Origin of the sequence: Candidatus Thioglobus sp. (assembly GCF_028599055.1) — a bacterium.
Lineage (GTDB): Bacteria > Pseudomonadota > Gammaproteobacteria > PS1 > Pseudothioglobaceae > Thioglobus_A.
The window spans coordinates 1-1845 of record NZ_JAQRMS010000205.1 but is presented as its reverse complement, the minus strand read 5'-3'; the positions used below and the strand labels follow the sequence as shown (position 1 = coordinate 1845).

The window sequence follows — 1845 nt, the reverse complement described above, 5'->3', positions numbered from 1 at the left end:
CCGAACTCGGGCTAGACGCTGCCCAACTCAAACAATTTGACACCTACAAAACCCAATATCAACAATCTTTTGCCATTTATATTGACCCAGCCAAAAAAACCCACGCTGCCACTGAGCAAATGAAAAAGGGTAGCGTCCCCCCTTTTCCCATAACCGGAAATTTGCGAAGCGCAGCGTAGCAAATTGTCCGTGTTTATGCGTTTGTTATGTGTTTTTTGCATATTTATATTTACGTCGACTGCCTTCTTTTACACTAATTATTCGACTCTCTTTAAGCAGAATTCCCAATACACTGTATGTTAAATAATCCTGTTGTTTTCCATCATTATCACTTTGAAGACCAAGATAATGCGCTGAATCAGAATTTGTAATTCCATCAGGGTTTGCTTCTGCAAATTCCTCTAGAGCATCTTTGAGTAAATTTATACCGATTTGAGCCTTATCAATGACGCCAGTGGGAACGTTAATGTTATTTTGAACACGACGCACTGTGCCAGTTGGAATAACAGTGTTATAAAGAGAGCCACCAGCATCAATAGTGCCGAAGCTTGATATTAACTCTGATTCGATTTTTAATGCTTGTGCTTCAGTTAGATAACTGACCAACTGTGACACCATTACCTCTTTTCCACTTTCCATAATTTCTTTAATGAACACTCCTTTGCGTGTTTCATCAACGTTTATGATGTGGTTCCATGCTCTACTTCCCGTTCCTTTGCCAATATAAAATATTTTTGCAGGATTTGACCGTGGGTCTTTTAGTGCATAGACGTAATACGAATTACTCAAGAATGGCTCCTATTGTTTTTACACATAACGCCCGCATTTGCGGCTGGTTTGGAGCGTAGCGGAAAACCAGTCCGGCAACATGCGCTTGTTAGAAGTTTTTTGGTCGTGTAATTTCATGGAACTCCATACATTCCTTTGCTTTCGCATAAACTTCACAAACATCAGTCCATTGGTAGTTTCGATGAAAAGCAAGCACGATCATTTTTAATGTTTGGTACCCAATCCCGAACTGCTGATCAAAATCATGCTCAAATTCAGACCAATTCGGTTCCTTTCCTGACTCAACTATACCTTCAAATTTCTCAAATATATCGTGAGCTTTATCGAGGTCTTTGTCATCCCAATTCATAGCTATTATAAGTGTAGCAATCGGGTGTTCGCGAGAATCTAGGGACTCACCTACTAGGCCCATTTGATACTTAAGTTTGTTAATTTGTGACTGTAAGTCTTCCATAGTCAGACCCTCCTCAATTGATTTCCATTAGGCGTTCATTACATAGTTGGATTGTCTCTTGGAAGACAACATGGAGATTGCTACTGTTTTGCTCTGTATCGTTTCCTTGCCTAACTTCATGAAGTAAGCCATTTGCTGAGCTTAGCTTTTCTTTAATATCGTGATCTTGGGACTTTTGGTTAAATCTATTCATTGCTTGATCAAGCCGCTCTTGAACGGAATCGCATATGTTTACGATGCTTTGCCCTCGACCACCAGATTTTAAAAGTTTTCGGCAATCCTCCTGACCCCGTCTCAATATTTCACCTGCCTCTGAAATTGATATTTTTCTGAGATCGAATGCAACTTGATCTTTATAGCGCTTAACTTTTCTAGCCTGCCACAAAGTAACCGCAGTACCTATCGCGGTAAGTATCGTTCCTATCCATGTAATTACATCACTGCTCATTTATTTTCCTACTTGTGCAGGCTGGTTGTACTTCTAACGCCCAAATCACTTGACGTAAAAAGTGGCAGGGCTTTTGCGACAGCAAAAGGCATGACGCTTTTTACGGTCAAGTGGATTTGATTGTTATGTGTAATTATTAAGCACACCATATATT

General features: G+C 40.0%; 3 protein-coding genes. All 3 read right to left on the bottom strand.

Going from position 1 to position 1845, the window contains the following annotated elements:
* Positions 1-204: 204 nt before the first annotated feature.
* Positions 205-789: a GIY-YIG nuclease family protein gene (locus tag PSN35_RS07490; protein ID WP_300031630.1), complete on the bottom strand. Its 585-nt coding sequence runs from the start codon at positions 787-789 to the stop codon at positions 205-207.
* Positions 790-877: 88 nt separating this feature from the next.
* Entirely contained in the window at positions 878-1243 is a 366-nt protein-coding gene (locus PSN35_RS07485) for a hypothetical protein (RefSeq protein ID WP_300031627.1), read from the bottom strand.
* A 13-nt stretch (positions 1244-1256) separates the two neighbouring features.
* Complete coding sequence (locus PSN35_RS07480) at positions 1257-1691, bottom strand: hypothetical protein (RefSeq protein ID WP_300031625.1); 435 nt, start codon at positions 1689-1691, stop codon at positions 1257-1259.
* Positions 1692-1845: the final 154 nt, after the last annotated feature.

Bases quoted from the DNA above. Each gene is read 5' to 3' on its own strand.
- PSN35_RS07485 (WP_300031627.1), bottom strand. From the start codon at position 1,243: ATGGAAGACTTACAGTCACAAATTAACAAACTTAAGTATCAAATGGGC.
- PSN35_RS07480 (WP_300031625.1), bottom strand. From the start codon at position 1,691: ATGAGCAGTGATGTAATTACATGGATAGGAACGATACTTACCGCGATA.